This window comes from Pseudomonas orientalis (assembly GCF_002934065.1).
Taxonomy (GTDB): Bacteria; Pseudomonadota; Gammaproteobacteria; order Pseudomonadales; family Pseudomonadaceae; genus Aquipseudomonas; species Aquipseudomonas orientalis_A.
Genome location: NZ_CP018049.1, coordinates 5,413,139 through 5,438,355, shown reverse-complemented (window position 1 = coordinate 5,438,355; position 25,217 = coordinate 5,413,139). Strand labels below are relative to the sequence as shown.

24 protein-coding genes are annotated in these 25,217 nt (G+C 56.8%); 8 read left to right on the top strand and 16 right to left on the bottom strand.

The features are described 5' to 3' along the window. The first annotated feature begins 86 nt into the window (after positions 1–86). A complete protein-coding gene (locus tag BOP93_RS24630; RefSeq protein WP_104504928.1) occupies positions 87–1,856 on the top strand; it encodes an acyl-CoA dehydrogenase C-terminal domain-containing protein in 1,770 nt (589 codons plus the stop codon). A 145-nt stretch (positions 1,857–2,001) separates the two neighbouring features. After that, the gene (locus BOP93_RS24625; protein WP_104504927.1) at positions 2,002–3,780 is read left to right on the top strand and encodes an acyl-CoA dehydrogenase C-terminal domain-containing protein; all 1,779 of its coding nucleotides are present in this window, start codon (positions 2,002–2,004) and stop codon (positions 3,778–3,780) included. A 226-nt stretch (positions 3,781–4,006) separates the two neighbouring features. Here BOP93_RS24625 and BOP93_RS24620 read toward each other — a convergent pair whose 3' ends face one another. After that, positions 4,007–4,906, bottom strand: coding sequence for a LysR family transcriptional regulator (locus BOP93_RS24620; protein WP_065885481.1), 900 nt, complete (start codon positions 4,904–4,906; stop codon positions 4,007–4,009). A gap of 209 nt (positions 4,907–5,115) precedes the next feature. Between BOP93_RS24620 and BOP93_RS24615 the strand changes: the two genes are divergently transcribed. Then, a complete protein-coding gene (locus tag BOP93_RS24615; RefSeq protein ID WP_104504926.1) occupies positions 5,116–6,378 on the top strand; it encodes an aspartate aminotransferase family protein in 1,263 nt (420 codons plus the stop codon). A gap of 180 nt (positions 6,379–6,558) precedes the next feature. Continuing rightward, on the top strand, positions 6,559–6,717 hold the full coding sequence (locus tag BOP93_RS24610; RefSeq protein WP_003194776.1) for a YqaE/Pmp3 family membrane protein: 159 nt from the start codon (positions 6,559–6,561) through the stop codon (positions 6,715–6,717). A 5-nt stretch (positions 6,718–6,722) separates the two neighbouring features. Here BOP93_RS24610 and pqqE read toward each other — a convergent pair whose 3' ends face one another. The 9 genes from pqqE to BOP93_RS24565 all read right to left on the bottom strand — a co-directional run bounded on the left by pqqE (position 6,723) and on the right by BOP93_RS24565 (position 15,622). Continuing rightward, entirely contained in the window at positions 6,723–7,904 is a 1,182-nt protein-coding gene (gene pqqE, locus BOP93_RS24605; RefSeq protein ID WP_065894145.1) for a pyrroloquinoline quinone biosynthesis protein PqqE, read from the bottom strand. Further along, complete coding sequence (gene pqqD, locus BOP93_RS24600; RefSeq protein WP_065885486.1) at positions 7,846–8,121, bottom strand: pyrroloquinoline quinone biosynthesis peptide chaperone PqqD; 276 nt, start codon at positions 8,119–8,121, stop codon at positions 7,846–7,848. Before pqqD ends, pqqE begins: the two co-directional genes overlap by 59 nt. Further along, positions 8,118–8,870, bottom strand: a complete 753-nt coding sequence (gene pqqC / locus BOP93_RS24595; protein ID WP_065885487.1) for a pyrroloquinoline-quinone synthase PqqC — start codon at positions 8,868–8,870, stop codon at positions 8,118–8,120. Before pqqC ends, pqqD begins: the two co-directional genes overlap by 4 nt. A gap of 10 nt (positions 8,871–8,880) precedes the next feature. Continuing rightward, positions 8,881–9,792 (bottom strand): pyrroloquinoline quinone biosynthesis protein PqqB, encoded by a 912-nt coding sequence (pqqB, locus tag BOP93_RS24590; protein ID WP_104504925.1) that lies wholly within the window; start codon positions 9,790–9,792, stop codon positions 8,881–8,883. A 70-nt stretch (positions 9,793–9,862) separates the two neighbouring features. Then, the gene (pqqA, locus tag BOP93_RS24585; protein WP_003194766.1) at positions 9,863–9,937 is read right to left on the bottom strand and encodes a pyrroloquinoline quinone precursor peptide PqqA; all 75 of its coding nucleotides are present in this window, start codon (positions 9,935–9,937) and stop codon (positions 9,863–9,865) included. A 159-nt stretch (positions 9,938–10,096) separates the two neighbouring features. After that, entirely contained in the window at positions 10,097–12,472 is a 2,376-nt protein-coding gene (gene pqqF, locus BOP93_RS24580) for a pyrroloquinoline quinone biosynthesis protein PqqF (RefSeq protein WP_104504924.1), read from the bottom strand. A 48-nt stretch (positions 12,473–12,520) separates the two neighbouring features. Beyond that, positions 12,521–13,315, bottom strand: coding sequence for a carbon-nitrogen hydrolase family protein (locus BOP93_RS24575; protein ID WP_104504923.1), 795 nt, complete (start codon positions 13,313–13,315; stop codon positions 12,521–12,523). A gap of 10 nt (positions 13,316–13,325) precedes the next feature. Beyond that, positions 13,326–15,008 carry a flavin monoamine oxidase family protein gene (locus BOP93_RS24570; protein ID WP_104505350.1) on the bottom strand — a complete coding sequence of 561 codons (1,683 nt, stop codon included), beginning with the start codon at positions 15,006–15,008 and terminating at the stop codon, positions 13,326–13,328. A 167-nt stretch (positions 15,009–15,175) separates the two neighbouring features. Continuing rightward, positions 15,176–15,622, bottom strand: a complete 447-nt coding sequence (locus tag BOP93_RS24565; RefSeq protein WP_065885491.1) for an Lrp/AsnC family transcriptional regulator — start codon at positions 15,620–15,622, stop codon at positions 15,176–15,178. Positions 15,623–15,884: 262 nt separating this feature from the next. Between BOP93_RS24565 and BOP93_RS24560 the strand changes: the two genes are divergently transcribed. Beyond that, positions 15,885–16,133 (top strand): CsbD family protein, encoded by a 249-nt coding sequence (locus BOP93_RS24560; protein ID WP_065885492.1) that lies wholly within the window; start codon positions 15,885–15,887, stop codon positions 16,131–16,133. Between the two features lie 164 nt (positions 16,134–16,297). Here the strand turns inward: BOP93_RS24560 and BOP93_RS24555 are convergent, their stop codons facing one another. The 3 genes from BOP93_RS24555 to BOP93_RS24545 all read right to left on the bottom strand — a co-directional run bounded on the left by BOP93_RS24555 (position 16,298) and on the right by BOP93_RS24545 (position 18,170). After that, complete coding sequence (locus BOP93_RS24555) at positions 16,298–16,585, bottom strand: type II toxin-antitoxin system RelE family toxin (protein WP_065894155.1); 288 nt, start codon at positions 16,583–16,585, stop codon at positions 16,298–16,300. A 9-nt stretch (positions 16,586–16,594) separates the two neighbouring features. Next, complete coding sequence (locus BOP93_RS24550) at positions 16,595–16,885, bottom strand: Phd-YefM (RefSeq protein WP_065894157.1); 291 nt, start codon at positions 16,883–16,885, stop codon at positions 16,595–16,597. Positions 16,886–17,540: 655 nt separating this feature from the next. Continuing rightward, positions 17,541–18,170 carry a hypothetical protein gene (locus tag BOP93_RS24545; RefSeq protein WP_104504922.1) on the bottom strand — a complete coding sequence of 210 codons (630 nt, stop codon included), beginning with the start codon at positions 18,168–18,170 and terminating at the stop codon, positions 17,541–17,543. A gap of 328 nt (positions 18,171–18,498) precedes the next feature. Between BOP93_RS24545 and BOP93_RS24540 the strand changes: the two genes are divergently transcribed. Then, the gene (locus BOP93_RS24540; protein WP_104504921.1) at positions 18,499–19,485 is read left to right on the top strand and encodes a nucleoid-associated protein; all 987 of its coding nucleotides are present in this window, start codon (positions 18,499–18,501) and stop codon (positions 19,483–19,485) included. After that, positions 19,482–20,921, top strand: coding sequence for a hypothetical protein (locus BOP93_RS24535; protein WP_104504920.1), 1,440 nt, complete (start codon positions 19,482–19,484; stop codon positions 20,919–20,921). Before BOP93_RS24540 ends, BOP93_RS24535 begins: the two co-directional genes overlap by 4 nt. A 291-nt stretch (positions 20,922–21,212) precedes the next feature. On the opposite strand, the gene BOP93_RS24530 is transcribed toward BOP93_RS24535, so the two are convergent. Then, positions 21,213–21,728 carry a hypothetical protein gene (locus BOP93_RS24530; RefSeq protein ID WP_104504919.1) on the bottom strand — a complete coding sequence of 172 codons (516 nt, stop codon included), beginning with the start codon at positions 21,726–21,728 and terminating at the stop codon, positions 21,213–21,215. Then, the gene (locus tag BOP93_RS24525) at positions 21,721–22,365 is read right to left on the bottom strand and encodes a hypothetical protein (protein ID WP_237140381.1); all 645 of its coding nucleotides are present in this window, start codon (positions 22,363–22,365) and stop codon (positions 21,721–21,723) included. Before BOP93_RS24525 ends, BOP93_RS24530 begins: the two co-directional genes overlap by 8 nt. Before the next feature lie 36 nt (positions 22,366–22,401). Between BOP93_RS24525 and BOP93_RS24520 the strand changes: the two genes are divergently transcribed. Continuing rightward, positions 22,402–23,552, top strand: a protein-coding gene (locus tag BOP93_RS24520) for an IS3 family transposase (protein ID WP_104502081.1) whose coding sequence is annotated in 2 segments (ribosomal slippage) — positions 22,402–22,636 and positions 22,636–23,552 — 1,152 coding nt in all. Because the reading frame shifts where the segments join, the coding sequence is not laid out codon by codon here. Between the two features lie 15 nt (positions 23,553–23,567). On the opposite strand, the gene BOP93_RS24515 is transcribed toward BOP93_RS24520, so the two are convergent. Continuing rightward, positions 23,568–24,713, bottom strand: a complete 1,146-nt coding sequence (locus BOP93_RS24515; protein WP_237140380.1) for a site-specific integrase — start codon at positions 24,711–24,713, stop codon at positions 23,568–23,570. Between the last annotated feature and the right edge of the window lie 504 nt (positions 24,714–25,217).

Below are 25,217 nucleotides of genomic sequence, written 5' to 3'. Positions count from 1 at the left end.
TGGTGCTGTATTCAGCAGCGCTACAGTGATTGTTCGCGGCGTTGGCCGGCAGTAGGTTGAGTCCATCTGCCGCCGGAGACATTGCCATGCCCGAGTACAAAGCTCCCCTGCGCGACATGCGCTTTCTGATCGATAACGTGTTCGATTTCCATGGTCACTACGCGGCCCTGGGCGCGACGGACGCCAGCCCCGACATGGTCAGTGCGATTCTCGAAGAAGGCGCGAAGTTCTGCGAAAACGTCCTCGCGCCGCTCAATCGCAGCGGCGACGAGGAGGGCTGCCATTTTGACAATGGCGTCGTGACCACGCCCAAGGGCTTCAAGCAAGCCTTCGCCCAGTACGTGGAAGGCGGATGGCACGGCGTGGCAGCGGACCCGGCCTACGGCGGCCAGGGTTTGCCGCAGTCCCTCGGGCTGGTGCTGAGCGAGATGATCGGCTCCAGCAATACGTCCTGGGGCATGTACCCGGGCCTGACCCATGGTGCAATGTCGGCGATCCACGCCCACGGCACCGACGAACAGAAAGCCACGTACCTGCACAAACTCACCGCCGGCGAGTGGACCGGCACCATGTGCCTGACCGAAGCCCACTGCGGCACCGACCTGGGTTTGATCAAGACTCGCGCGGTTCCTCAGGCCGATGGCAGTTATGCGCTCACCGGCAGCAAGATATTCATCTCGGCCGGTGAGCACGACATGAGTGCCAATATCATCCATCTGGTGCTGGCCAAGCTGCCGGATGCACCGGCGGGGACCAAAGGCATCTCGTTGTTCATCGTGCCCAAGTTTCATGCCGATTCCGGCGAACGCAACGCCGTGCAGTGCGGCTCCATCGAACACAAGATGGGCATCAAGGCCTCGGCCACCTGTGTGCTGAACTTCGACGGCGCCAGGGGTTTCCTGATTGGCGAAGCCAACAAAGGCCTCAACTGCATGTTCACCATGATGAACCACGCGCGCCTGGGCACCGGGATGCAGGGGCTGTGCAATGGCGAGGCAAGCTTTCAGGGCGCGATCAAATATGCCGGGGAGCGCCTGCAAATGCGCTCGCTGACCGGCGCCAAGGCCCCGGACAAACCCGCCGACCCGATCATCGTGCATGCCGATGTACGTCGCATGTTGCTGACCATGAAAGCCTTCAACGAAGGCAATCGTGCGCTGACCTACTTCACCGCCCAGTTGCTCGATACCGCGCACCTGGGCAGCGACGCCGCCCAGCGCCAGGAGGCCGAGGACCTGTTGGCCTTCCTCACGCCGATCTGCAAAGCCTTCATGACCGAAACCGGGCTGGAGGTGACCAACCACGGTATGCAGGTGTTCGGCGGCCATGGCTATATTCGCGAGTGGGGCATGGAGCAACTGGCGCGTGATGCGCGGATTGCGCCGATCTACGAAGGCACCAACGGCATCCAGGCGCTCGATCTGCTGGGGCGCAAGGTGCTGGGCAGCCAGGGCAAGTTGCTGCGCGGCTTTACCAGAATCGTGCATAAGTTCTGTGTCGCCAATGCCGAACATCCGCAACTCAAGGCCCATGTCGAACAGCTCAATCAGTTGAACCAGCAATGGGGCGAGCTGACGCTGAAGGTCGGTACGGCGGCGATGAGCAATCCCGACGAAGTGGGAGCGGCGGCAATGGACTACCTGATGTACAGCGGCTACATCATCCTCGCCTACCTGTGGCTACGCATGGCGATTGCGGCGCAGGCGCACGACGACCCAGGGTTTGCCCAGGCCAAGCAGGCGACGTGTGACTTTTATTTCAAGCGCCTGTTACCGCGTACCACGATGCACAGGGCTGCAGTGGAGGCGGGCAGCGAATGCCTGATGAGCCTGCCGGCGCAGGCATTCGCATTGTAAATGTGCGGCAACAGCCTGGTTCGTGACTTACAAATACTTGTCGGTCACGAACGGACCCTATGTGTCTTAAAAGTTGTTCGGGTACACTCGGAGCCTGTAAAACCGATCCTATCGAATCACTTTTCACGTTCTCACGAGGTTTGCCATGGCTGATTACAAAGCGCCGTTGCGTGATATGCGCTTCGTCCTCAACGAAGTTTTTGACGTCGCCACCACCTGGGCGCAGTTGCCTGCCCTGGCAGACACGGTTGACGCCGAAACCGTTGAAGCCATCCTCGAAGAGGCCGGCAAGGTCACCGCCAAGTCCATCGCGCCGTTAAGCCGTGGCGGCGATGAGCAAGGCTGCCGTTGGGTGGACAGTGTCGTCAGCACGCCGGACGGTTTCCCACAGGCTTACGCGACCTATGCCGAAGGTGGCTGGGTGGGCGTCGGCGGCGACCCGGCGTATGGCGGCATGGGCATGCCCAAGGCGGTGTCGGCGCAGGTCGAGGAGATGATCAATTCGTCCAGCCTGGCGTTCGGCCTGTCCCCGATGTTGACCTCGGGCGCTTGCGTGTCGATCAATACCCACGCCAGCGAGGAACTCAAGGCCACCTACCTGCCGAAGATGTATTCCGGCGAATGGGCCGGTTCCATGTGCCTGACCGAAGCCCATGCCGGTACCGACCTGGGCATGATTCGCACCAAGGCCGAGCCGCAGGCGGATGGTTCCTACACAGTCAGCGGCACCAAGATTTTCATTACCGGCGGTGAACACGACCTGACCGAAAACATCATCCACCTGGTGTTGGCCAAGCTTCCTGGCGCACCGGCGGGGCCCAAGGGCATCTCGCTGTTCCTGGTCCCCAAGTTCATGGTGAACGCCGACGGCAGCCTCGGTGCCCGCAACCCGGTGACCTGCGGCTCGATCGAACACAAGATGGGCATCCAGGCCTCCGCGACGTGCGTGATGAACTTCGACGAAGCCGTCGGCTACCTCGTCGGTGAGCCCAATCGTGGCTTGGCGGCGATGTTCACCATGATGAACTACGAGCGCCTGGGGGTGGGTATCCAGGGCCTGGCTTCCGGCGAGCGCTCCTATCAGAACGCGATTGAATATGCTCGCGATCGGGTGCAAAGCCGTTCGCCACTGGGCGCACAAGCCAAGGACAAACCGGCCGATCCGATCATCGTGCATCCGGATGTGCGCCGCATGCTGCTGACCATGAAGGCGGCGAACGAGGGCGGTCGTGCGTTCTCCACCTATGTGGCCACGCAGTTGGACATCGCCAAGTTCAGCGAAGACGCTGCTGCCCGTGAGCGCGCCGACAACCTGGTGGCGCTGCTGACGCCGGTCGCCAAGGCGTTTCTCAGCGACCTGGGCCTGGAAACCACTGTGCTCGGCCAGCAAGTGTTCGGTGGCCACGGCTACATTCGCGAGTGGGGCCAGGAGCAATTGGTGCGTGACGTGCGCATCACCCAGATCTACGAAGGCACCAACGGTATCCAGGCACTGGATTTGATGGGGCGCAAGATTGTCGGCAGCGGCGGCGCGTTCTACACCTTGTTCGCCGATGAGATCCGCCAGTTCATCGCCAGTGCCGGCGCGCAACTGGGCGAGTTCACCCGCCCGCTCGGCGCGGCGGTGGACAACCTGGACGAATTGACCGCCTGGGTGCTGGACCGTGCCAAGACCAATCCGAATGAAATCGGCGCGGCATCGGTGGAATACCTGCACGCGTTTGGATACATGGCGTATGCCTATATGTGGGCACGCATGGCCAAGGCCGCGTTGGGCAAAGAGACCGAAGACGATTTCTATGCCAGCAAGCTGGGCACGGCGCGCTTTTACTTTGCGCGCCTGTTGCCGCGTATTCATTCGTTGAGCGCGTCGGTGAAGGCCGGTAGCGAGTCGCTGTTCCTGATGGATGAAGCACTGTTCTAGGGGCGAAGCGTGCGTGTAAGCAATCTCTTACATGACGTGCTGCTAATCGTCCTCTATCGCCAAATTGGATCCACGGATAATCTACTTCACATGGACGTCGCGCAGGAAGCGCAAAGCAACAACACGGACACGTAGGATTCTGCCAGGATGGCGGAGTGAAATGGATGTCAGGGAAACAGTCTGCAAAGCCCCGCTTCGGCGGGGTTTTCTTTTGCCCGCGAAAAAGTCAGGCGCCTGCCTGCGGGGCATTCATCACGTCTTCCAGCAACGTGCGCAGCAACGCCACCGTCGCTTGCTGGCGCTGCACGTCACGGCACACCAAACCGACTTTCAACGGCACCCTGGGTTCGCTCAAGGGTTTCCATAGCAGCGACTGGCTGTTGTGTTCGTCCTGGGAACGCCCCGGCAACACAGTGGCCAACTGCGTATGAGGCAGGCTGTCGAGAATCCCCGCCATGGTATTGAGCTCGGCCTGCACCTGCGGGCGTCGGCCCAGGTTGGCCAACTGACCCTGCCAGATCTGCCGTACCTGGAATTCCTCCCCCAGCAGCAACATCGGCAACTCCGCTGCCTGTTTCAGCGAGACCTTCTTGAATTCCCGCAAGGGATGTTGCTCAGGGATGACCACCTTCAATTCGTCCTCGTACAACAACACGCCATGCAGGCCTGGTTGGCGGGGTGGCAGGTAGCTGATGCCGATGTCCAGCGAGCCGTTGAGCAGCCGCCGCTCGATCTCAAGCCCGGTCAATTCGTAGATCTGCACGACCAGGTGCGGTTGAGCCTTGCGCACCCGCTCGAGCATTTGCGGCACCAGGCTGGTGTGCACGGTTTGCAGCACACCGATGGCCAAGGTGCGCATCGCCTGGCCCTTGAAGTTACGCAACGCCTCCACGGCTTGCTGCATGCCGTCGATCAGGGGCAAGGCGTGGTTGTACAGCGTGTGTGCGGCGAGTGTGGGGAGCAGGCGCTTGCTGCTGCGTTCGAACAGGCTCACGTCGAGGTTCTGCTCCAGTTGGCGAACCTGCTGCGACAAGGCCGGCTGGGAGATCGACAGACGCTCTGCGGCACGCCCTACGTGGCCTTCCTCATACACCGCGACGAAATAACGCAGTTGCTTGAAATCCATAAGATTTTCTTATCGAAAAAGCTGGAAAATCGAAATGGCCGTTGGCCTCCGAGCGGCCTAGTCTAGCGCCTATTCGCAGGGCTTAAAGGGCCGAATCGGGCAATGACTCACGTTTTTGGTAATGGCGTTTACATAGGCAAGACAAAACACCGCGTCGCGCTGTTGGTACTCGACACCTACCCAGGTGCGGTTGCTATCGGGGCTGAACTGTGAACCTGTTCCGGCGTCCGGCGCCCAGTCTTGACGACCTGGTACTTCATGCTCCGCCTGATGATTTTTCCAGCCAATGCCTGATGCCCACCGTCGCGCGTCCCTGCGAGGTGTTTGTCCAGGGTCAAGGCGCCTGGCTTTCGGACAGTAACGGCCGTGCCTACCTGGATTTCAGCCAGGGCGGCGGCGCCAACAGCCTCGGCCACAGCCCACAAGCGGTGCGCGACGCCATCACCGAACAGATGCAAACCGTGATCAACCCAGGCATGGGCTTGTACAACCGGGCGCAGCTCGACCTGGTTGATCGCCTGTGCCATCACACCGGCAGCGATCAGGCCTACCTGCTCAACAGCGGTGCCCAGGCCTGCGAAGCCGCAATCAAACTGGCGCGCAAATGGGGCCAACTGCATCGCGGCGGCGCTTATCACATCATTACGGTGAGCAACGGCTGCCACGGCCAGAGCTTCGCCGCGATGTCGGCTTCGGCCGTTGCCTGGGAAAACCGTTTCGAGCCGCAATTGCCGGGTTTCAGTCATGTACCCTTCAACGATCTGCCGGCTCTGCACGCCGCCGTCGATGCGCATACCGTCGCCATCATGCTGGAGCCGATCCAAAGCGCCGCCGGTGTCATCCCTGCGACCGAACACTACCTCAAGGGCGTCGAGCGTCTGTGCCGCGAACTGGGCATCCTGCTGATTCTCGACGAAGTGCAAACCGGGATCGGCCGCTGCGGCAGCCTGCTCGCCGAGCAGCAATATGGCATTCGCGCCGACATCATCAGCCTTGGCAAAGGCCTGGGCGGTGGGGTGCCACTGGCGGCGTTGCTGGCGCGCGGCACTGCCTGCTGCTTCGAAACGGGCGAGCTGGACGGTACCCATCACGGCAATGCGCTGATGGCCGCCGCGGGGATCGCGGTGCTCGAGGCCGTGTTGACCGACGGCTTTCTCGAACACGTACGCGAATCCGGCCTCTACCTGGCAGAAGGCCTTGCCCGCCTGGCCTACCGTTACGAGCATGGGCAACTGCGCGGCAACGGACTGATATGGGGCCTGACGCTGTCGGACGATTGCGCGGCTGCGGTAGTAAAGGCCGCGCTGCACGAAGGCCTGATCCTCACGGCTGCGCAGCCGGATTGTCTGCGTTTCACCCCCGCCCTGAACATCAGCAAGAACCACATTGACGAAATGCTCCTGCGCCTGGCCCGTGCCTTCTCTCGGGTACGCACTGCCCAACTGCAATGTCGCAAGGGCATTGCCGTCTGACCCCATTTCCTGAACCGTCTCGCGGGATACGCGGCGCCTCCAGCCTGATTCTTTTGGCTGGGGCGTTTTTTTGCGTGCTCGTTAAAGGATGGCCCAATGCCAGAAACCACTGAACCCTCACGAAGCGCCAATGTCGATTAGCTACACGGCTCACACGAGCCGATTTTCTGGAGCTGACCCATGGACATCATTCGTATCATCATCGCCATTCTGCTGCCGCCACTGGGTGTGTTCCTGCAAGTAGGATTTGGCGGCGCATTCTGGCTGAACATCCTGCTGACCCTGTGCGGTTACTTCCCCGGCATCATTCACGCCGTGTACATCATCGCCAAGCGCTGAGGCCATCAGCCTTTTGCGATGAGGCGTGAATTGCGCTCATTGCGAAACGCCAGCTGTTCAATGGTCTGGGTGGCATGTTCGGCTTCTTCCCGCGCTTGCAGGATAATGCCGTGCTGCTCGGACTTGCTGCACACCGGGTCTGCGTTACTCGCATCCCCGGTGAGCATGAAAGCCTGGCAGCGGCAGCCGCCGAAATCCTTTTCCTTCTCATCGCATGAACGGCACGGTTCGGGCATCCAGTCGTAGCCGCGAAAGCGGTTGAAACCGAACGAGTCGTACCAGATGTGCTGCATGCTGTGGTCGCGCACATTGGGAAACTGCACCGGCATCTGTCGGGCACCATGACAGGGCAGGGCGGTACCGTCCGGCGTGACTGTCAGGAAAATACTGCCCCAGCCATTCATGCAGGCTTTCGGACGTTCTTCGTAGTAATCCGGCGTGACAAAAATCAGCTTGCACGGGTGGCCTTCGGCTTCGAGCCTGGCGCGGTATTCGTTGGTGATGCGTTCGGCGCGCACCAGTTGTTCCCGGGTCGGCAATAACCCCACACGGTTGAGCTGTGCCCAGCCGTAGAACTGGCAAGTGGCAAGCTCGACAAAGTCCGCCTCGAGCGCGATACACAGCTCGATAATGCGGTCGATCTTGTCGATGTTATGCCGGTGGGTGACGAAGTTCAGCACCATCGGATAACCGTGGGCTTTCACCGCACGGGCCATTTCGAGTTTTTGCGCGAAGGCTTTCTTCGAGCCAGCCAGCAGGTTGTTGACCTGTTCGTCGCTGGCCTGGAAGCTGATCTGGATATGGTCCAGGCCGGCCTTTTTGAAGTCGCTGATCTTCTGTTCGGTCAGGCCGATGCCGGAGGTGATCAGGTTGGTGTAGAAACCCAGCTTGCGTGCTTCACCGATCAGCTCGGCCAGGTCCTGGCGCACCAGCGGTTCACCGCCGGAAAACCCAAGCTGCGCGGCGCCCATCTCGCGGGCCTCGCGAAATACCTTGATCCACTGTTCGGTGCTCAGTTCCTTGCCCTGCTCGGCAAAATCCAGCGGGTTGGAACAGTACGGGCACTGCAGCGGGCAGCGGTAAGTCAGCTCGGCGAGCAGCCAGAGCGGCAGGCCGATAGCGGGTTTTTCAGGCAAGGGTGATCCAGTGCTCGGCACGGGCGACCTCCATGAATTGCTCGATGTCATCACCGAGTTCCGGCACGCCGGGGAATTGCTGGTCCAGCTCGGCGATGATGGCGGCCACGTCGCGCTCGCCGTCAATCAGTCCACCAATCAGCGCGGCGCTGTCGTTGAGCTTGATCATGCCTTCCGGGTAGAGCAGCACATGGCCTTTCTGTGCGGGCTCGTATTGATAGCGATAACCTGGGCGCCAGGTCGGTTTTTTGCTGCGATCAAAACTCATAGGGTGATCCCTTTATGCCAGACCCGCTCTGCGGTCACGCTGTGGTACGGCGGGCGGTTCAGTTCGTAGGCCATGCTCATGGCGTCGAGCATGCTCCACAGGATGTCCAGTTTGAACTGGAGAATTTCGAGCATGCGCTCCTGGCCTTCACGGGTGGTGTAGTGCTGCAGGGTGATCGCCAACCCGTGTTCCACATCGCGACGGGCCTGGCCCAGCCGGGTGCGGAAATATTCATAGCCGGCCGGGTCGATCCACGGGTAATGCTGCGGCCAGCTGTCGAGGCGCGACTGGTGGATCTGCGGCGCGAACAGTTCGGTCAACGAGCTGCTGGCGGCCTCTTGCCAACTGGCACGTCGGGCGAAGTTAACGTAGGCGTCTACCGCAAAGCGTACGCCGGGCAGCACCAGTTCCTGGGAGCGCAGTTGGTCGGGATCGAGGCCAACGGCCTGGCCCAGGCGCAGCCAGGCTTCGATGCCGCCGTCTTCTCCGGGCGCGCCATCGTGATCGAGCAGGCGCTGGATCCATTCACGGCGGATTTCCCGGTCCGGGCAGTTGGCCAGGATCGCGGCGTCCTTCAGGGGAATGTTCACCTGATAGTAGAAGCGGTTGGCGACCCAGCCCTGGATCTGTTCGCGGGTGGCGCGGCCGTCGTACATCGCCACATGGTACGGGTGGTGGATGTGGTAGAAGGCGCCTTTGGCGCGCAGGGCCTGTTCGAATGCTTCAGGGGTCATCGGTGTATCAGTCATCTGAGGTCTCCTACAACTCAATGCTCATGCCGTCGTAGGCTACTTCGACATTGCGCCGCACCAGCTCGGCTCGCTCGGGGGAGTCTTCATCGAGGATCGGGTTGGTGTTGTTGATGTGGATAAGCACTTTGCGCTGCTTTGGCAACTGCTCCAGCACTTCGAGCATACCGCCAGGACCGTTCTGCGCCAGGTGGCCCATTTCGCGGCCGGTGCGAGTGCCGACGCCACGGCGCTGCATTTCGTCGTCGTCCCACATCGTGCCGTCCACCAGCAGGCAGTCGCTGCCTGCCATGATCTCCAGCAGCGGCGCGTCGACCTTGCCCAGGCCCGGGGCGTAGAACAGTTTGCCGCCGGTGCGCAGGTCTTCGACGATCAGGCCGATGTTGTCGCCCGGGTGCGGGTCGAAGCGATGCGGCGAATAAGGCGGCGCCGCACTACGCAGCGGCAGCGGGGTGAAGCGCAGGTTGGGGCACGCCTTGATGGTGAAGCTGGCGTCCAGCTCGATACGGTTCCAGGCCAGGCCGCCGTTCCAGTGAGTGAGCATGGTGAACAGCGGGAAGCCGGTACTCAGGTCTTCATGGACCATATCGGTGCACCACACCTGGTGCGGGCAACCCTCGCGCAGGCTCAGCAGGCCGGTGGTGTGGTCGATCTGGCTGTCCATCAGGATGATCGCGCCGATGCCCGTGTCACGCAGGGCGCGGCCCGGTTGCATCGGCGCAAAGCCCTGCAACTGCGCGCGGATGTCCGGCGACGCATTGCACAACACCCAGTTCACACCATCGTCGGAAATCGCAATGGACGACTGGGTACGCGCCTGGGCCCGCAGGCTGCCATCACGAAAACCTGCGCAGTTCACGCAGTTGCAGTTCCACTGCGGGAAGCCACCGCCGGCGGCGGAACCTAGAATCTGGACAAACATGGTCGCTCCATCAGCAAAGCTCAAAACAAAAACGCCCCGGGCGAACCGAGGCGTTGTAGTACCCAGCGAATTAACGGCTGGCGAAGTACATGGTGACTTCGAAACCGATGCGCAGATCGGTGTAGGCAGGTTTGGACCAGGTCATATTCATACTCCTATCAAGGGATGGGGATGTTCACTACCAAGTAGTACATATAGTCCACCTCCCATGGGAGATGTTCAGATATTGCGTGTGAATATTACGCAATTCTTTTCGAGTTAGCGCTGTCTTGAAAGAAAAAGCCTGTTGCAGGGTTGGCAAGGATCAATTGGCCGAGTGCCACGCCCGTAGGGTGCACGGCCCGTTGGCGAGGCAACGCCAGCCGCCTGTGGCGTCGTTCAACTGTTGAGCAGCGCGCTGTACATCTTGCCGCGAGCAGGTTTGTATCAAATCTTGTAATTGCTCCAGGTAGCCCGATGGTCGACCCGCCAGGTGCGCGTGCCACAGCAAGTCGGCGGCTTGGGTGATGGGCAGTGACTGGACCGTGAATTGCTGCGCCAGCGCCTCGTTACCCATATCGGTGCTGCGTTCGATCAATGATGGCAGTTGTGCCAGAAAGGTCTGCACCTGTTCGACGATTTCATCCAGGGAAGCGCTGGGGGACTGCACGCCGAACAGCAGGCCGGTTTGCCCATTGAGCTGTCGGATGCCGCTGAAAACCGCGTAGCCGATTTGTAGTTCAACGCGCAGGCGCTGATAGAACGGCCCTTGCAGCAGATGACCGAGCAAGCGCCAGGCGGCTTCATCGCTCAAGGCCTGGGTGGGTGTCGGGCAGAACAGCAACAGCGCTGCTTCGCCGGAATCGGTGTTTATCTCATGCCAGAGACGCTGGTCCTGGAGATTTTCAGGCGGATACTGAAGCGGTGCAGGCTGCCCAGGCAGTCGTGCCGAGGCGGTTTTGATGGCCGCTTCACAGGCTGCCGGTAAACCTGCGCCCAGCCCATGCCAACGCGCGGTGGCCCATGAGACAGGGGTTGCCTGGGACGTTGGCTGAACACCGGCGCAGCAACCGGGCAATGCCTTGAGCAGTTCGCGGATGGCGATCATCGGTGCCGAGGGCGGTGGCGGCAGATGTTCATCGGCAGTGGTCAAGCAGTGCGCCAGCGCTTCGAGCACGGCGGGCATGGGTTCGTGGACGCCAAGCATTTTTACCTGCCAGTCATTGGCGATGGTTTCGAAACACAACTCGACACCCGCCTGAGCGGCACGCTCGCGCAGCGGCTGCAACAGGTTTTCCAGACCGGCAGGCGCGCCGCAGTCAAATCGCCAGCGCAGGTACAGCGCGCCTTCGTCAGTGTCATTGGCCAAGGCCTGGCTGAAGGTCAGCGCCGCCAGGTCCCGTCGTCCCCGTGAGCGATCCTGGGCGAATGTGCGCAAGCCACGGTGGGCGCTGGTCTGGCCGCGAATCAAGCCGGCCCGTTCTTCCTTGACGGGCGGGCGCAGGAACGGGTTATTCGGTGGAAGCTGCCACCCGCGCGTGGCAGGCCGCAGATGCAAGGCGTCGAGCATGGCCTTGAGGGCTGCGAGGCTTTGCTCCGATAACTCTTCGGCGTCGTTGCGTGCCAGCGCCAGGGCGCCCTGGACCTGCTGCTGGCGCGCAGTGAGCAAGGCGAACTCTTCGCGTAACGGCGCCCAGTCGCTGTGTGCGAAAAAACTCAGCCAGTCGTACAAGAGCGCCTCGATCTGTGTGGTCGAGTCGCTTTGGCTGTCGAGGGTAAAGTCGATATCCAGCACGGCCTGTCCGCCAAAGTGATACGGCACCGAGGCGTGCACAGCCGTCGCCAGGCGTCGATCCTTGAGTTCAGCGAGTAAGCCGCCCGGCGCCGCACTGTTGAGCCAGGTGCAGAGAAACGCCAGCGCTTCGCGCGGTGCATCACAGGTGATGACCTGGTGCAGATGATGATCGGCAGCGTGCTGATAGCCCCGCGCTTGCCCGGCCATCAGCGCCGGTGGCGCAGCCTGGGGATGCAGCGGGCCAGGGCTCAACTGCGTACTGAATTGCTGCGCCAGCGCTTCCAGGTCTTTCTGGGATTGCGGGCCGGCCAGGCTCAATGTCATCTGCCCGCTCTGATAGAAGCGCTGATGAAATTCGCGCAGCGCCTGCTGAAAGGTCTCACGTTCCACTGGCAGGCTGTCGCGATTGCCCGCATGAAAGCCGCGCAGCGGATGATCAGCGGCCAGGCCCTTCAGCAAGGCTACCTGTTGCTGCGCCTTGGCATCCTGAGACCAGGCCACGAACTCCGCATGCAGCACTTCGCGCTCGCGCAGTTGGTCGTCAATGGCCAGGCGAGGGTGCGTAAGCATGTCGGCCAAGCGCACCAGCCCTTCGTCGAAGGTCGACACCGGCAGCTCGAAAAAGAACTCGGTGACGCGCTCCCGGGTGCTGGCATTCACTTGCCCGCCATGACGCTGCACGTAGGTCATCAGCCCTTCGCCTGCGGGAAAACGCTCAGTTCCCAGAAACAACAAGTGCTCCAGAAAATGCGCCAGCCCCGGCCATGCCAACGGCGCGTCATGACTGCCCGCCGCCACGCGTAAAACGGCGGCGCAGCGCTTCAAGCGCGGCGCATGGCGCAGGCAAAGGTGCAGGCCATTGGCCAAAGTCAGGTGCAGAGGGTGAGGGTGAACCGGCGCAGGCATGGGCACTTCCGAAACGGGGCAAGTGCCTATGCTAGCAAACCCGGTGGGTCAGGGCTTGTGCAGTGCGCCGTAAAGCTCGGGGCGACGGTCCTGCAAGTAGTGATTGGCGGCGCGGGCGTCGAGGATCGCTTGCCGCTCCAGCGTGCCGACGATCAACGTCTCATCCAGGCCCGCCTGGGCGATGCGCTGACCATCCGGCGCGGCAATGCTGCTTTGGCCGCAGTAGTGAATATCACCCTCGTGCCCGCAGTAATTGGCGTAGGCCACGAAACACTGGTTCTCGAACGCCCGCGCCCGCACGGTGACGTCGGCGACAAAGTCGAACGGCACCATATTGGCGGTGGGCACCAGAATCAGTTCGGCACCGGCCAGGGCCAGGCGGCGCGTGTTTTCCGGGAACTCCAGGTCGTAGCAAATCAGGAAACCCAGCTTCCAGCCGTTCAATTCCACCAACGGGAAGTCGTCGTCACCAGCGCTGAACATCGAATGGTCCAGGTCGCCAAACAGATGCGTCTTGCGGTAGTTGCACAGGCGTGTGCCGTGGGCGTCGATCAACTGCACGGCGTTGTAGACCTGGCCATCCTCGGCACGCTCCGGATAACCGTACAGGATCGCCAACCCGGCACTTTGCGCGATGTCGGCAATGGTTTGGGCAGACTCGCCATTCTGAGCCTCGGCCAAGGCGCCTGCTGCCTCGGCGCCAATGTTGTAGCCCGTGAGGAACATCTCCGGCAACACGAGCACATCGGCTCCCGCTGCTTCGTGCGCCAGTTGCCGCAGGCGTGTGAGATTACCGGCGACATCCAGCGGCAGTGGCGGGCACTGGTACAGGGCGACACGCATGTCAGGCTCCTTATTCGGGCAGGGCGATGGGCCCGATCTCGTCAAACACATCGCCGGGCCCCGGGTTTTCCGGGTGGGTGCTGCCGCCGAAGTGGGTCATGATGCCCCACACCGCGTTCAGCGAGGTCTGCACCGCGCCTTCAACCCAGGCCGGTGTCCAGGAAACGTCGTCGCCGGCGATAAAAATCCCACGTTGCTCGGCGGGCATGTCCTTCTGCATGAAGTGCGCATACATGCGCTGGTTATACCGATAGTGGCCGGGCAACGCGCCTTTGAAGGCACCGAGGAAATGCGGGTCGGCTTCCCAGGATACCGTGATGGGGTCGCCGATAATGCGCGCCTTGATGTCGACTTTCGGGTAGATCTTGGCCAGCGCGTCGAGTGCCAGCTTGACCCGCTTGTCGATGGGCTGGGGCAGCATTTTCAGCGCGTCGCTCATCCACGAGTAGGACAGGCAGATCACGCCCGGCTTGTCGTCGCCGTTATCGAACAGATAGGTGCCACGGGTCAGGCGGTCGGTGAGGGTCATGCTCATCAGGTCGCGGCCGGTTTGCGGGTCTTTGTCTTTCCAGAACGGGCGGTCGACCATGACGAAGGTTTTCGATGACTGCATGTAACGCGTGCGGTCCAGGGCCATCCACATTTTTTGCGAGAACAGGGTTTCGTCGCATTCGATCTGGGTGGTCAGCAGCCAGCTCTGGCAGGTGGTCAACACGGCGGCGTACTCGCGGGTGTCACCGTAGGTGTCGGTGACGGCGAAACGACCGTCGGCGGCGTGGGCGATGCGCTTCACCCCCGCCCGTGGCGCGCCTCTGTGCAATGAGCTCAGACTGGTACCGGCGGGCCAGTGGGCACAGCGCTCGGGTACGTGACGCCAAATGCCCATGGGCACTTGTGCCACGCCGCCAACCACCAGGTGCTGATGGTCGTCACAGTTGGTCATCACCACGCGGAAAATTTCCAGCATCGAGTTGGGGAAGTCCGAGTCCCAGCCGCCGGTGCCGAAACCGACCTGGCCAAAAACTTCGCGATGATGGAACGACAGCTTGGCGAACGCTTTGGAGGTGGCGACGAAGTCGTAGAAGGTGCGGTCGTCCCACAGCGGCACCAGCTTATTCCACAGCGCTTTGAGGCGCGGCACGTCGCGGTCGCGGATCGCTTGCTGGATATCGCTGAACTGTGACCCTGCTTCCAGGGCATCAGCCCAGGCGTCGGCCACTTCCTGGAACAGCGCAGGCAAGTCGGACAGTTTTTGCGCGTAGTGGGTCTGGCCTTCCAGATCGATAACGGTACTGCCGGATGCCGGCGTCAGCGGGTTGGGGAAGGGTTTGGTGTCCAGGCCCAGTTTGTCCACATAGTGATAGAAGGCGGTGGACGACACTGGAAAACGCATCCCACCCAGCTCGGCGATGATGCCTTCGGCGCCTTCAAAAGCCTGGGAGCGCAGGCGACCGCCCATCTTCGAGGCCTCGTACACCACCGGCTTCAAGCCCAGCTTCATCAGTTCGTAGGCCGCCACCAGCCCCGCAATGCCGGCGCCCACGATCGCCACTTCAGCGCCGTGATTGGCGGCAGGAATGCTGCCCAGGCCGGCGGGATGCTCGATCCAGTCATCAAAGGCAAACGGAAAATCCGGGCCGAAGATAGTGATGGGTTTTTTACCGTCAGTGGGGTGGCGATGGGGCTTGGCGATGCTGCTGGACGGAATGCTCATGGCTGACCTTACTGACGACTCGGCGGGAGAGGGCCCGTTGAGTATAGGAAAAGATGGCAGCCAGTTTAGGGAGCGTCACGCTCGTTAATAAGACGCAATGTGTCGTCGGATTGCACTTATTTTAGTCATTATGACGAATTATTTGGTCAGATAGGTTGCCCGCGGTCCAATTTGTTACTGAGAATGATCGAAGTCGTGGTTTTCTCCACCCCATCGACACTGCCGATCTGATCGAGCAATTGATCCAGCTGCTCCGGCGACTCAGTGCGCAGCCACGCCACATAATCAAACTCGCCGCTCACCGCGCACAACTGCTGGACCTGAGCCATTGCACTCAACCTGCGCAGCACCTCTTTGCCCGAGCGCGGCTGCACGGTAATCCCGACATAAGCCTGCAAACCGCCATCCGCCAAGCGCTGGCCCAGACGCACGCCATAACCGGTAATCACCTGGGTTTTCTCCAGGCGCGCCAGGCGCGACGTCACCGTGGTACGCGCAATGCCGAGTTGCCGGGCAAGCATGGCCACGCTTTCGCGAGCGTTGAGCTGCAAGGCGGCGATCAGTTGGCGGTCGATCTCGTCCAGGGTGGGCAAGGGGAGAAGCTCCAGTGCGGGGGTCGTGGGCATGCATGTTACAGGCTTGGTTCGGCTTACAGAACCGCTATGCCAGACGCACGAAAGCCGCGCAATGCGCGGCTTCTTTGGGCTCAAGTGCCACCCGCAACTGTGGTTTGGCCTCTCTGGCGCCTTATCTACTTTGAACTTATCCCAGACCCCATCCCCCTAAAGATTTGCAGATAACCCTGGCCCAGGCAGACCCTGGGTTTCCCACTTACACGCAAAGGTTTGGTGAGTTATGAAGAGTGAACAAGTCGAAGGCGTTACAGAGAAGCTTGCCGGCAAGGCACAGAGCGCCGTGGGTAAATTGTTTGGTGATTCGAAGCTGGAAGCCGAAGGTGCTGGACGCCAAGCTGCCGGGCAACTGACTCAGACTTATGGCGATGCGCTGGACAGCGTATCGACTTTCGTTAAGGAAAAACCGGTTGCTGCCATCGCGATTGGTGCAGTGGCTCTGTTGGTGCTGGACCGTTTGTTGCGCCGTTGAGGTGAGTGGGGCCTCCCACGCCTCTTAACAGGCTGCCAATGGTGGGCTGCTGCATTCCGTGAACTCGTTTGTTATGGATGCTCGCGGCACGCTGGCGGGAGGCTCAAGTCTCTCAGTAATGGTTGTTACTGCCTCGTAACAAAGGGGAGCCCGCCATTGCGGGCTTAGACTCGTTTTTTAGCCGTGTCGTAAATTTCGCTGTCACGACGAGCTCCGACAGCAACGATTAGAACCTCGATTTTCTTCCCATCGACCCGGTAGACGATTCGAGTGTCGCCCGTCCGGATTCTGCGACACCCAGCCAAGCTGCCGCTTAAAGGTTTTCCGCTTTTGTCAGGCTCGCCGTTTTCAATCCTGTCTTCAATCACATCAAGGATCCGGTTTGCCGCCGCAGAACCAAGCTTATCGAAATCTTCTTCTGTATCCGGGTGGTATATGACGACCCAAACCATCGCAAATCCTTAGTCTTTTCTGGCGTACCTAGTCCGCATATCTGCGTGGGAAATAGCCTTTTGTGGGTCGAAATTTGCCAATCGATCACGTGCCGTCGCTTCAATACGAAGGTCTTCAAGCTCATCAAGCATCTCTTGGTAAGCCTGGACGTTTACGATGACTGCTGCGGGCTCATTATCTTTGAACACAACCAGATGATCGGTGGTGCGGCTCGATACCTCTTTGAGCTTCGCACTGAATCCTCGAACCATCGCGGTAACCGATACGGCCTGATCAGCTCGCTCAAGCAACGCTGCCATGACTGTTACTCCATACGAAATACACATGAAACACAGATATGCATACGATGATGCGTTAAATACTGTGCGTTTACCTGCGTAAAGTATTGCGTAGCATTTCACGCTATTCAACCATTGGTTGAATATATTTATGTACGAAAAGTGGTGTTTTCGCTTCGTGTACTCGCAATGACTTCGGAGCTCATGGGATTCCCAACAAGGTTGGTAACTGAGCGGAATGAGGGCGTAGCGGAGAAAATGACAGTGGACGCTTTTTGGACACTTTTGGCTTTATGGAGCAATAGACAGAGCAAAAAAGGGGAATTATAAAACGACAAAGGCCACGTAATACGTGGCCTTGAAGGTGGTGGGCCCACACGGACTTGAACCTTTATGTGGTGCCTAAATTGTTCGTCAGCATACTGTCCGTCCGGTCTTGATCGCTGCAAACGTCAATAAATACTAGGGAATTTAGGCGTCCATTGATCATCTTGTCGTGCTTTAATAAATACAACCCAGGTGTTGTATTTGTACGACTCATTGCTATCCAAGCCTTTAGGTATGCGCTGAGCGGACTCCGGGAGAGATTGAGCCTGTGCGGTTGGCTACCCCTGCAACGTACCGAGCCGATCCTGGTCTCTGTTGGGATGGTTGTTTTGACTGCGCCCACTAGGCTTCATGCGGAGCGCTTTTGGATCAGATTCAGCAGCAACTGTCCATCGGGCATAGGAGACATCGTGCGCAAGAAGACGACATTTTTCTGTACCGCTTTCTTGATCTCTGCAGCTGAAATCGGCTTATCCAAGATGGTGAAATCCATCAATCGCTGAAAATGGCACTCTTCGAGATAGCCGTGATGCTCACGCTTTTCAGTTTCGCCAGTACCTTGGCCGAAGGCGACGATCCCCTTGCCATTTTCGTACAAGAAGACCACGTCACCTTTCTTTATACGGTCAATGTTGTACTTCCAAGGGGCATAAAAAGCTGCTGCGCTACCCTCGCTCAGCATACGGTCATGGTCTTCCAATGAGTGACGCTTGTTCGTATTCAGAAGGTGGAAGCTCGACGGTTCGAATAACTCGATGTCTACTGCCGCTTGCTCTTTGTCATCAAGCTTCAGAGCAGCCTTGGCAGCTTCAACCCCCTTCTCGAGCAGTTTCAGCATTGTCTCCTGACGACTCAGATCGAGCTGATCAGCCAGACCTTCGATAAAGGAGTAGAGCTCCTTGGGCATGCGGATAGATGCGGACGCCAGGTCATTCTTCGTCTTCGCGGCGTTTTCGATGAGCGAAATAATGTCGTTCATGGGATGGATCTCCTGTCAGATGCTACGAAGCATTCCATGGCAATAAAATAAAAGCAATTAGTGCTTTTCTACAAAAGCACACGAAGAATCTCGAAAAATGCAACCCAGTGTTCAGCGTTCATGCCTGCTTAAACACGCCTACCCGTGAGCCTTCCATCGGACAAGTGATCCTGGGTGGGGCAAACAGCAGCCAACCGCTTTCTCTAGGTGTATATTCATACAGTAATTCGCATGCTATGCCCTGTGGGGGACGCTAGGCATAACGCTGAAAAGGTGCTTACATCAATGCTTAATGTCATGTCGCCACCAGCAAGGATGAGGATTTAACTTGGCCACTCTTACGGATAAAGAAATCGAAGCCCTGAAAATCGAGAATTTCATTTTTCACGTGGTGCATCATCGAGCCGATGATCCGATCCTTTTTGACGACACCCCCTTAAGCACCTTCGAGCCGTTCTTCATTGACCGCATCAAAGAAACCCTCAAGGGCAATAAATTCTCTTTCGCTGAAATATCTCAAGTAAAGGCCAAATTGAATAGTTGGGAAAAGGGCGAGTCGAATTTTGTCGATATCTCCAAGAGCTTGGCGCGGCAATTTCATCGCCTTGGTGATAAACGGATGAAGTCAGGCGTGTTGATTGTAATTGGTTTAATTACAGGGGCTAAGAAGTTTTATTCCTTAAACAAGTACGACTCTGAAAAAGTTGTTACATTTGAAACTAAGGGCGCCCAGGCAATACTTCAGGCGGTTACTAACAACTTTACTGAATCACCAAAAGCGCTGCAGAAATCAGCTCTTATCGATTTGGATTCCAAGGACTCAGAAGTAGTGATCATTGATAAAATGAGCCGCTCAGGAATCAGTGATTTCTTCAAAGAATTCCTGGGAGTAGAGCGCCTCCGGAACTCAAAGGAAATGACGGTAGATTTGGTTAAGGCAATCAAAAAAACTGTAAGGACACACCTGGGTGATCTGCCGCCTGCTATCACATCGAAGGTCGCTGAGAAAGTCGTTGAGATTGCGAAAAAGCGTAAAGACTTTGAAGTCGACGAATTCTTCACAGATTTTTTTGGCATCAACGGCCAAGATGAAATCCGGGCGACCTTCGACAAGGAATTGGAAAGCCTAAATTTGACTGGTGAGGTGTTCTCCTATGATGAGGAAGAGCTACCTACCAATGAGGCAAAGAAATACGTAACAAGCGAAGGCATAACCATCAATATGCCTGCGCGGGCAAAGGGAAGCTTAACTATTGAAAATGGAAAGGATGAAACTGTTATTACTATTCGTACAAGTCGCTTGCGTGAATCATGAAACAGCTAGCGCTAGAACTTCGCAACTTCTTTGAGCGACTTACGGCGTCGGGTGGTTCTGCGCAGATTGAAACTACGCATATTTTTCGAATTGATGAAGTGAGCGTTACATCTTCCGGGTTTGTTCGAGAATTGAAAGATCTTGCCCTGCGTGTTTGTTCTATGGGCATCGGAAAGATAGAGCTTTTTGGAGAAGTTTCCGACAGCATCGAGATCAAGGATTTCGATTTGGAGGATGTGGAAGATGACAGGCTAACAGTCATCTTGGAAAAGCCAACGGATGATGGCTGGTGTTATTTCCTAACTTTAAAAGGTTTCGAAAACTGGTTGAGGACAAACCAATTTTCAGCACAGAACTCACAGAAAAAAATGTGCGTGTGGGTTGCAGGTGAAACCTTTGAATTTTCCACTCATCAGTTTCTAGTGAAAGAAATGGGTGGAGATAAAAATTTACCGACTGCCACTCAACATCCTGAAAAACCTTGGAAAATGGTACGGGATCTTACCCGCTCCCTTACCCCTCCGTCGCTTGAGCCATGGCTGCTGACTGTTGAGCCAATTGCTGAAAGCGAACCTTTTACAGCCTGGAAACGCGTGGCGGTGGAAAAGCTTTCCTTTTGCTTGCCAGCCGAGATTCGCAAGGAAGATGATGAGACTCATGTAATATTTCGAGGCGGGCGCTCACTCCCCATAGCTATAGACCAGCCTATTAACTGGGCTGATATCAATTTTGAAACACTCCACGACACCTGCCAGTGGATCTACTCCACCCCTAGGGAGTGTGAAACGAAATTCCAACTTTTCAACAACCACATTGCTATCAACTGGAACAGTGGGACGACGTGGCCCTCTGGCTCAACGCCACTCTTAAAAAATAGCCTCTCGGGGGCCAAGGAAGCGTTCGCCTTTCATCTCCAGGATCAGAGCAAGGAGGCTGTCAAAAGCCTGGGAGATCTGCGCAAGGGTTTGCAGGACGAGGTTAATAAGACACAAACTGCGACAAGGGATTTAATATCAGCGCTCTGGCGTGATTTCGCGGTGGCGGGTGTTGTTTTAGCTATCAAGACTCCGATAGCGACTACAGGCGTGGCCGATACAGCTACCACGATTCTGTATCTCGGTGTCTCTGCACTTCTCATATTGAGCATAGTTATCAACACTCTATCAACCTTGAGGTTTAACAGTCTTGCTGACAGCAGTAGAGAAGGATGGCGGAAGAAGATCTACAACTTCATGTCTGCCGACGACTGGAAGCGCTTGGTTGAAAAACCTATATCGTCCGGACGCACCGTTTACTGGCTCGCTTGGACTGTGTGTTTCTGTTTATACGCAGCCATTGTTCACTACTTCCTATCGCTTGCGGCACCTAACTTTGTAGCGAATCACATCGATTATTATTTTTTCTGCGCCTGGAACTACATCGCCGCTTTTTTTTAGTAAAACTATAAATGCACCTACGGTTGAATCTTTATGGTGCAGTATTACTGCGCGGATATTTAGAAGCTATGCCAGGAACCATTAGGGGCTTGCTTCCAAATCAGAAGATAGTCTGGGTGAGGTAGGGGGCTATAGCCATCATTGTCCGCATTCCTTTGCTCAGCGTAATGTACCCAAATAGGGTCATTAAGCCTAAAAATGGTGGTTAATGTGCCGTATTAGGGACATTAGCCTGGCTCGTCACACGGGGCATATCCACAGCGCTCGGCGTCCAGACGGCGGTTAATACTCTTAGTCGCTAGGCTCATGACAAGCCCAGCGCAACGTAGCTATCGACATGAATTGCCTAATAGCCAACGCACCACGTTCATTTCTGGCTTTCGACCCAGGCACGGTCAGCGCTGCCTCTACCTTGGCACGACTTGCTTCGTACATTGCAAATGCGTTGAACTCAGAATCAAGCAGTACCAAGAGCACAGTATCAAAGGGTTGTCGTAGATCAATTGCACCCATACGGCCCGTAATCTTTTGCGGGTTCAGGATACAGCGCCCCTTGATCTGGATTCTCGCGACGCCAACTTCCAGCGTCTCTGTAGCGTCGTAACCTGCCTGCCTTGCAGGATGTAGTAACAGGCCGAGTCTAGTGGCAGCTTCGTACTCTGCGATCTCGCCTGTCACGCCCAGCGGCTTGCCGGTCAGGCGATAGAATCTACGCGCGAGCACCTTGGCCTCTTTCAAGATCTCTAGGATTTCATCCTGGATCAATGCAGCCTGCTGAGGTTCGTTGCCATGACTGAGTTCAGTCATCTGCAAACGCCTCGAGCGCAGTGAGCAGCTTGGCAAGCTCAGTCAGGTTGGCTGCAGTCACGATGTCATATTCTCCTCGACTACTCAGCCGATACACCTCTCGAGCCTTTTTGACACGTTCCAGCAGAGGGACGACTATGCCTGACGCCCTTTCCAGAAACTCGTTGATGTCAGCCCGTGTCTGAGGAATTTTGTAGCCTTTGGCCGCGCTTGTGATAATCACGTCCGAATCGCGAAGCTTGGCGATGCCGCTGGAGCGGATCCTCTGGTCGTTGATATCTCCGAAGCCGCTATCTTTTAGGTGGCCGACTATTTCTGCGGTTGGCACGTAGTCTTTGGTGACGAATTCGCTTTGGAATCTCAGGAACCTCAAGATGCTCAGCTGCAGGCGCTCATCCTCATTAGGGTGCTCACCAGCCCTTTCGCTAAAAAGGTCAGCCTGGCGGAGAGCTTCTTGGTGTACCTGGTAGTCTGCATACCCAGATTCATCCGCCGGCGGCGGCAGAAGAGACTGGTACTTGGATGGCCACTCAAGCATTCCAAGGGTCAGGCTTCGTAGAATCTTTTTGTAGGCAAGAACTGCTTCTTCCGATGCTTTCTCTTCGTAGATCTGAATCGCCCCTAGTTTCGTAGACACCTCCAAGCCTTAAAATGAGGCCCATTAGGAGGTGCCATGAGCAACCAGCGTTATCCCGAAGAATTCAAAATCCAGGCGGTCAAGCAAGTGACCGAAAAGCAGCTTCCTGTCTCGGAGGTGGCTGCACGATTGGGTGTGTCTGTGCACAGCCTCTATGCCTGGGTTAAGCGCTACACCAAGCCTCAGGAACAGCGCGTTGAGGAGGATGATCAGAGCGCTGAGGTTCGTCGTCTACGTGCCGAGCTGAAACGGGTGACGGAGGAGCGAGACATCTTAAAAAAGGCCGCCGCGTACTTTGCCAAGGAGTGCGGCTGAAGTACGCCTTTATTAAGCAGCAAGCGGGTCATTACGCGATTCGACGGCTTTGCCTGACGCTCAAGGTTCATCCCAGCGGCTACTACGCGTGGCTATCAGAACCAAAATCTGCGCGAGCCAAGGACGATCAGCGACTGCTTGGATTGATCAAACACTCCTGGCTGGAAAGCGGTGGCGTTTATGGCTATCGAAAGATCCATGATGACCTGCGAGAGGTTGGTGAGAGCTGTGGCCGTCACCGGGTGGCTAGGTTGATGCGCCTTGAAGGTTTACGTTCTCAGACTGGGTATCGACGGAGGCCTGGAAAATACGGCGGTAAGCCAGCCGTTGCCTCACCGAACTTACTGAAGCGCCAATTCGATGTCAGAGAACCCAACAAAGTTTGGGTCACAGACATTACCTACATCCGAACATATGAAGGCTGGCTGTATTTGGCCGTGGTGCTCGATCTGTTTTCACGCCAGATCATTGGTTGGTCAATGAAGTCGCAGATGACCAGCGACGTAGCCATTGATGCACTGCTGATGGCGGTTTGGAGACGTAAGCCGAAGCAAGAGGTGATGATCCACTCGGATCAAGGCAGTCAGTACAGCAGCTCAGACTGGCGAAGCTTCTTGAAAGCTAACAACCTGGTAGCCAGCATGAGTCGTCGAGGTAATTGCCACGACAACGCTGTGGCGGAGAGCTTTTTCCAGTTGCTGAAGCGGGAACGGATCAAGCGTAAAATCTACACTACACGCCAGGATGCTCGAGATGATGTGTTCGATTACATCGAGATGTTTTACAACCCAAAACGACGCCACAGTTTCAACAATCAGCTGTCACCGGTAGAGTTTGAAAAGCGTTACGCAGCGAGCCTTGAGAGTGTCTAGAAAACCCGGGGCGATTCAGTACGTTCCGTACATATGCCTAAGTGAATGGGGACTGATACCAGACACGTCCATCAAACCTGCTTTCTGGGCGTATTTCTTGAAGGTTTTGTCGCGGCTGCTTCTATCGCTAGCGAAAAAAGGCCTGGCGTCAGAATTCTGAAACACAAAATCATGGTCTACGCTAGAGTTGTATTCCAGAGCCAAATACTTTTCCAAACTTTCCCAAAATATCTTGGCGAATGGTTCAATCATGTAAGTCAGCTCCGTGTCACGGCCTTTCCATGAGAGAAGCTTATATTCGCTTTCAGTAATGCCGGGGGTCTTCCTGGCAAATGGGTCTCGAAGGAAGACTGCAAACGTATCAGCATCGATGTCGGGCATTCTGATTTGGAGCGTCTCGCTGGTACGAGCACCGGTCGCAGCGAGCAGGGCGTAGAAAGTCATGTCCCGATAAAAAGTTTTTGACCTCCTTGGCTTCGCCTGCCTAACCAAGTCAACGGATCGCTCGATGGGGTAGGCGATAGTCTTGAATCCCTGTTTGTCGTTCTTTCTGTCCCTGCGCTTCGCCTGCGGAAATAGTCGGCCTTTTTTTTCCTTTGGCAGGACGGATTTGAGTGAGTCACTGATGACTGCAGCCAGCCAAGATTTGGCCTTGTGGGCAGAGACTTCCGATTGGCTTCGGTATTCGGCACGATTGAGATAGAACGGGCTGAATAATTGGTCGGGAGCAATGCTGTTCTTGGCCTCTAACACTTTGAGGAACCAGTAGATCGATGATTCGATAGTCTGTGCGAGGGAGTTATGGCTGGTGAGTTTCTCTTTTCTAAGGCTCTCAGCCAGCGTGCTGGCAATGGGGTTTGAGGCTCCTTTGCCGAATAGCAGGTAAGCCTGGTAGCTGTAAATGATGGCCTCAGTCGTGAGCTCGACATCAACCGGGAATTGGGTGTGTGCTGCTTCGTACACATAATCAATAAACCGGCCAACGTGCTCTGCGTATAGCTTCACAGTGTTCGGAGCGTAACCCCTTCGTGCTAGCCATAGGCTGTAATGAGAAAACGGTTTGAATTCCCTGCACTCATCCGGCAAGTATGGGTCGAGCTGGAGCAGAAGATAGTTTTCCTCGCTCGTCATAGAAGCTTCGACCAAAATGAAGTTTTTCATTTCCACCGTTCCAGACATCAATAATTTCTATTGAAGCTAAGTCATGGGTCAATTAGTTTCAAGGACTATTTATCACAAGTGAAATTCGCTCATTATTATCAGTGGTGTGAAAATTAAAAGCCGTTATAAATCAGGTGGTTATCTTATGTACGATCGATTATATCGTATATTGCAACTTGACCTTGCGCTCATATTGAAAGGGGCTCATAGATTCCAGAGCTCGCCGGGCTGTAGTCCTCATAGCATCTGGATGTGCAGGATAGTTCACATTCGGCTTTTTCTTTGCTCGCAACTAATTCAGCTTTCAGATACGAAATCGGTCTCGCTGCAGGATGATAGAGGTTCATGCGCAGAGCCAAAGTCTTGAGCCTTCCAATAAGTTGCAGGTGTGTCTTATTCTCTGCAGTCGGTTCTCAGTGATCATTCTTGTTAGATTAGGGGTCGCTTTGATAGGACTTAGTTTCGCTTGCTATTGGCGGAGAAAAAATTTCTGGTATTTATATG

Excerpts from the sequence above, each read along its gene's own strand:
- BOP93_RS24630 (WP_104504928.1), top strand. The coding sequence starts at position 87 with ATGCCCGAGTACAAAGCTCCCCTGCGCGACATGCGCTTTCTGATCGAT.
- BOP93_RS24625 (WP_104504927.1), top strand. The coding sequence starts at position 2,002 with ATGGCTGATTACAAAGCGCCGTTGCGTGATATGCGCTTCGTCCTCAAC.
- BOP93_RS24620 (WP_065885481.1), bottom strand. The coding sequence starts at position 4,906 with ATGGATTTCAAGCAACTGCGTTATTTCGTCGCGGTGTATGAGGAAGGC.
- BOP93_RS24610 (WP_003194776.1), top strand. The coding sequence starts at position 6,559 with ATGGACATCATTCGTATCATCATCGCCATTCTGCTGCCGCCACTGGGT.
- pqqE (WP_065894145.1), bottom strand. The coding sequence starts at position 7,904 with ATGACATCGAGCAATTCATGGAGGTCGCCCGTGCCGAGCACTGGATCA.
- pqqD (WP_065885486.1), bottom strand. The coding sequence starts at position 8,121 with ATGAGTTTTGATCGCAGCAAAAAACCGACCTGGCGCCCAGGTTATCGC.
- pqqC (WP_065885487.1), bottom strand. The coding sequence starts at position 8,870 with ATGACTGATACACCGATGACCCCTGAAGCATTCGAACAGGCCCTGCGC.
- pqqB (WP_104504925.1), bottom strand. The coding sequence starts at position 9,792 with ATGTTTGTCCAGATTCTAGGTTCCGCCGCCGGCGGTGGCTTCCCGCAG.
- pqqF (WP_104504924.1), bottom strand. The coding sequence starts at position 12,472 with ATGCCTGCGCCGGTTCACCCTCACCCTCTGCACCTGACTTTGGCCAAT.
- BOP93_RS24575 (WP_104504923.1), bottom strand. The coding sequence starts at position 13,315 with ATGCGTGTCGCCCTGTACCAGTGCCCGCCACTGCCGCTGGATGTCGCC.
- BOP93_RS24560 (WP_065885492.1), top strand. The coding sequence starts at position 15,885 with ATGAAGAGTGAACAAGTCGAAGGCGTTACAGAGAAGCTTGCCGGCAAG.
- BOP93_RS24555 (WP_065894155.1), bottom strand. The coding sequence starts at position 16,585 with ATGGTTTGGGTCGTCATATACCACCCGGATACAGAAGAAGATTTCGAT.
- BOP93_RS24550 (WP_065894157.1), bottom strand. The coding sequence starts at position 16,885 with ATGGCAGCGTTGCTTGAGCGAGCTGATCAGGCCGTATCGGTTACCGCG.
- BOP93_RS24545 (WP_104504922.1), bottom strand. The coding sequence starts at position 18,170 with ATGAACGACATTATTTCGCTCATCGAAAACGCCGCGAAGACGAAGAAT.
- BOP93_RS24535 (WP_104504920.1), top strand. The coding sequence starts at position 19,482 with ATGAAACAGCTAGCGCTAGAACTTCGCAACTTCTTTGAGCGACTTACG.
- BOP93_RS24530 (WP_104504919.1), bottom strand. The coding sequence starts at position 21,728 with ATGACTGAACTCAGTCATGGCAACGAACCTCAGCAGGCTGCATTGATC.
- BOP93_RS24515 (WP_237140380.1), bottom strand. The coding sequence starts at position 24,713 with ATGAAAAACTTCATTTTGGTCGAAGCTTCTATGACGAGCGAGGAAAAC.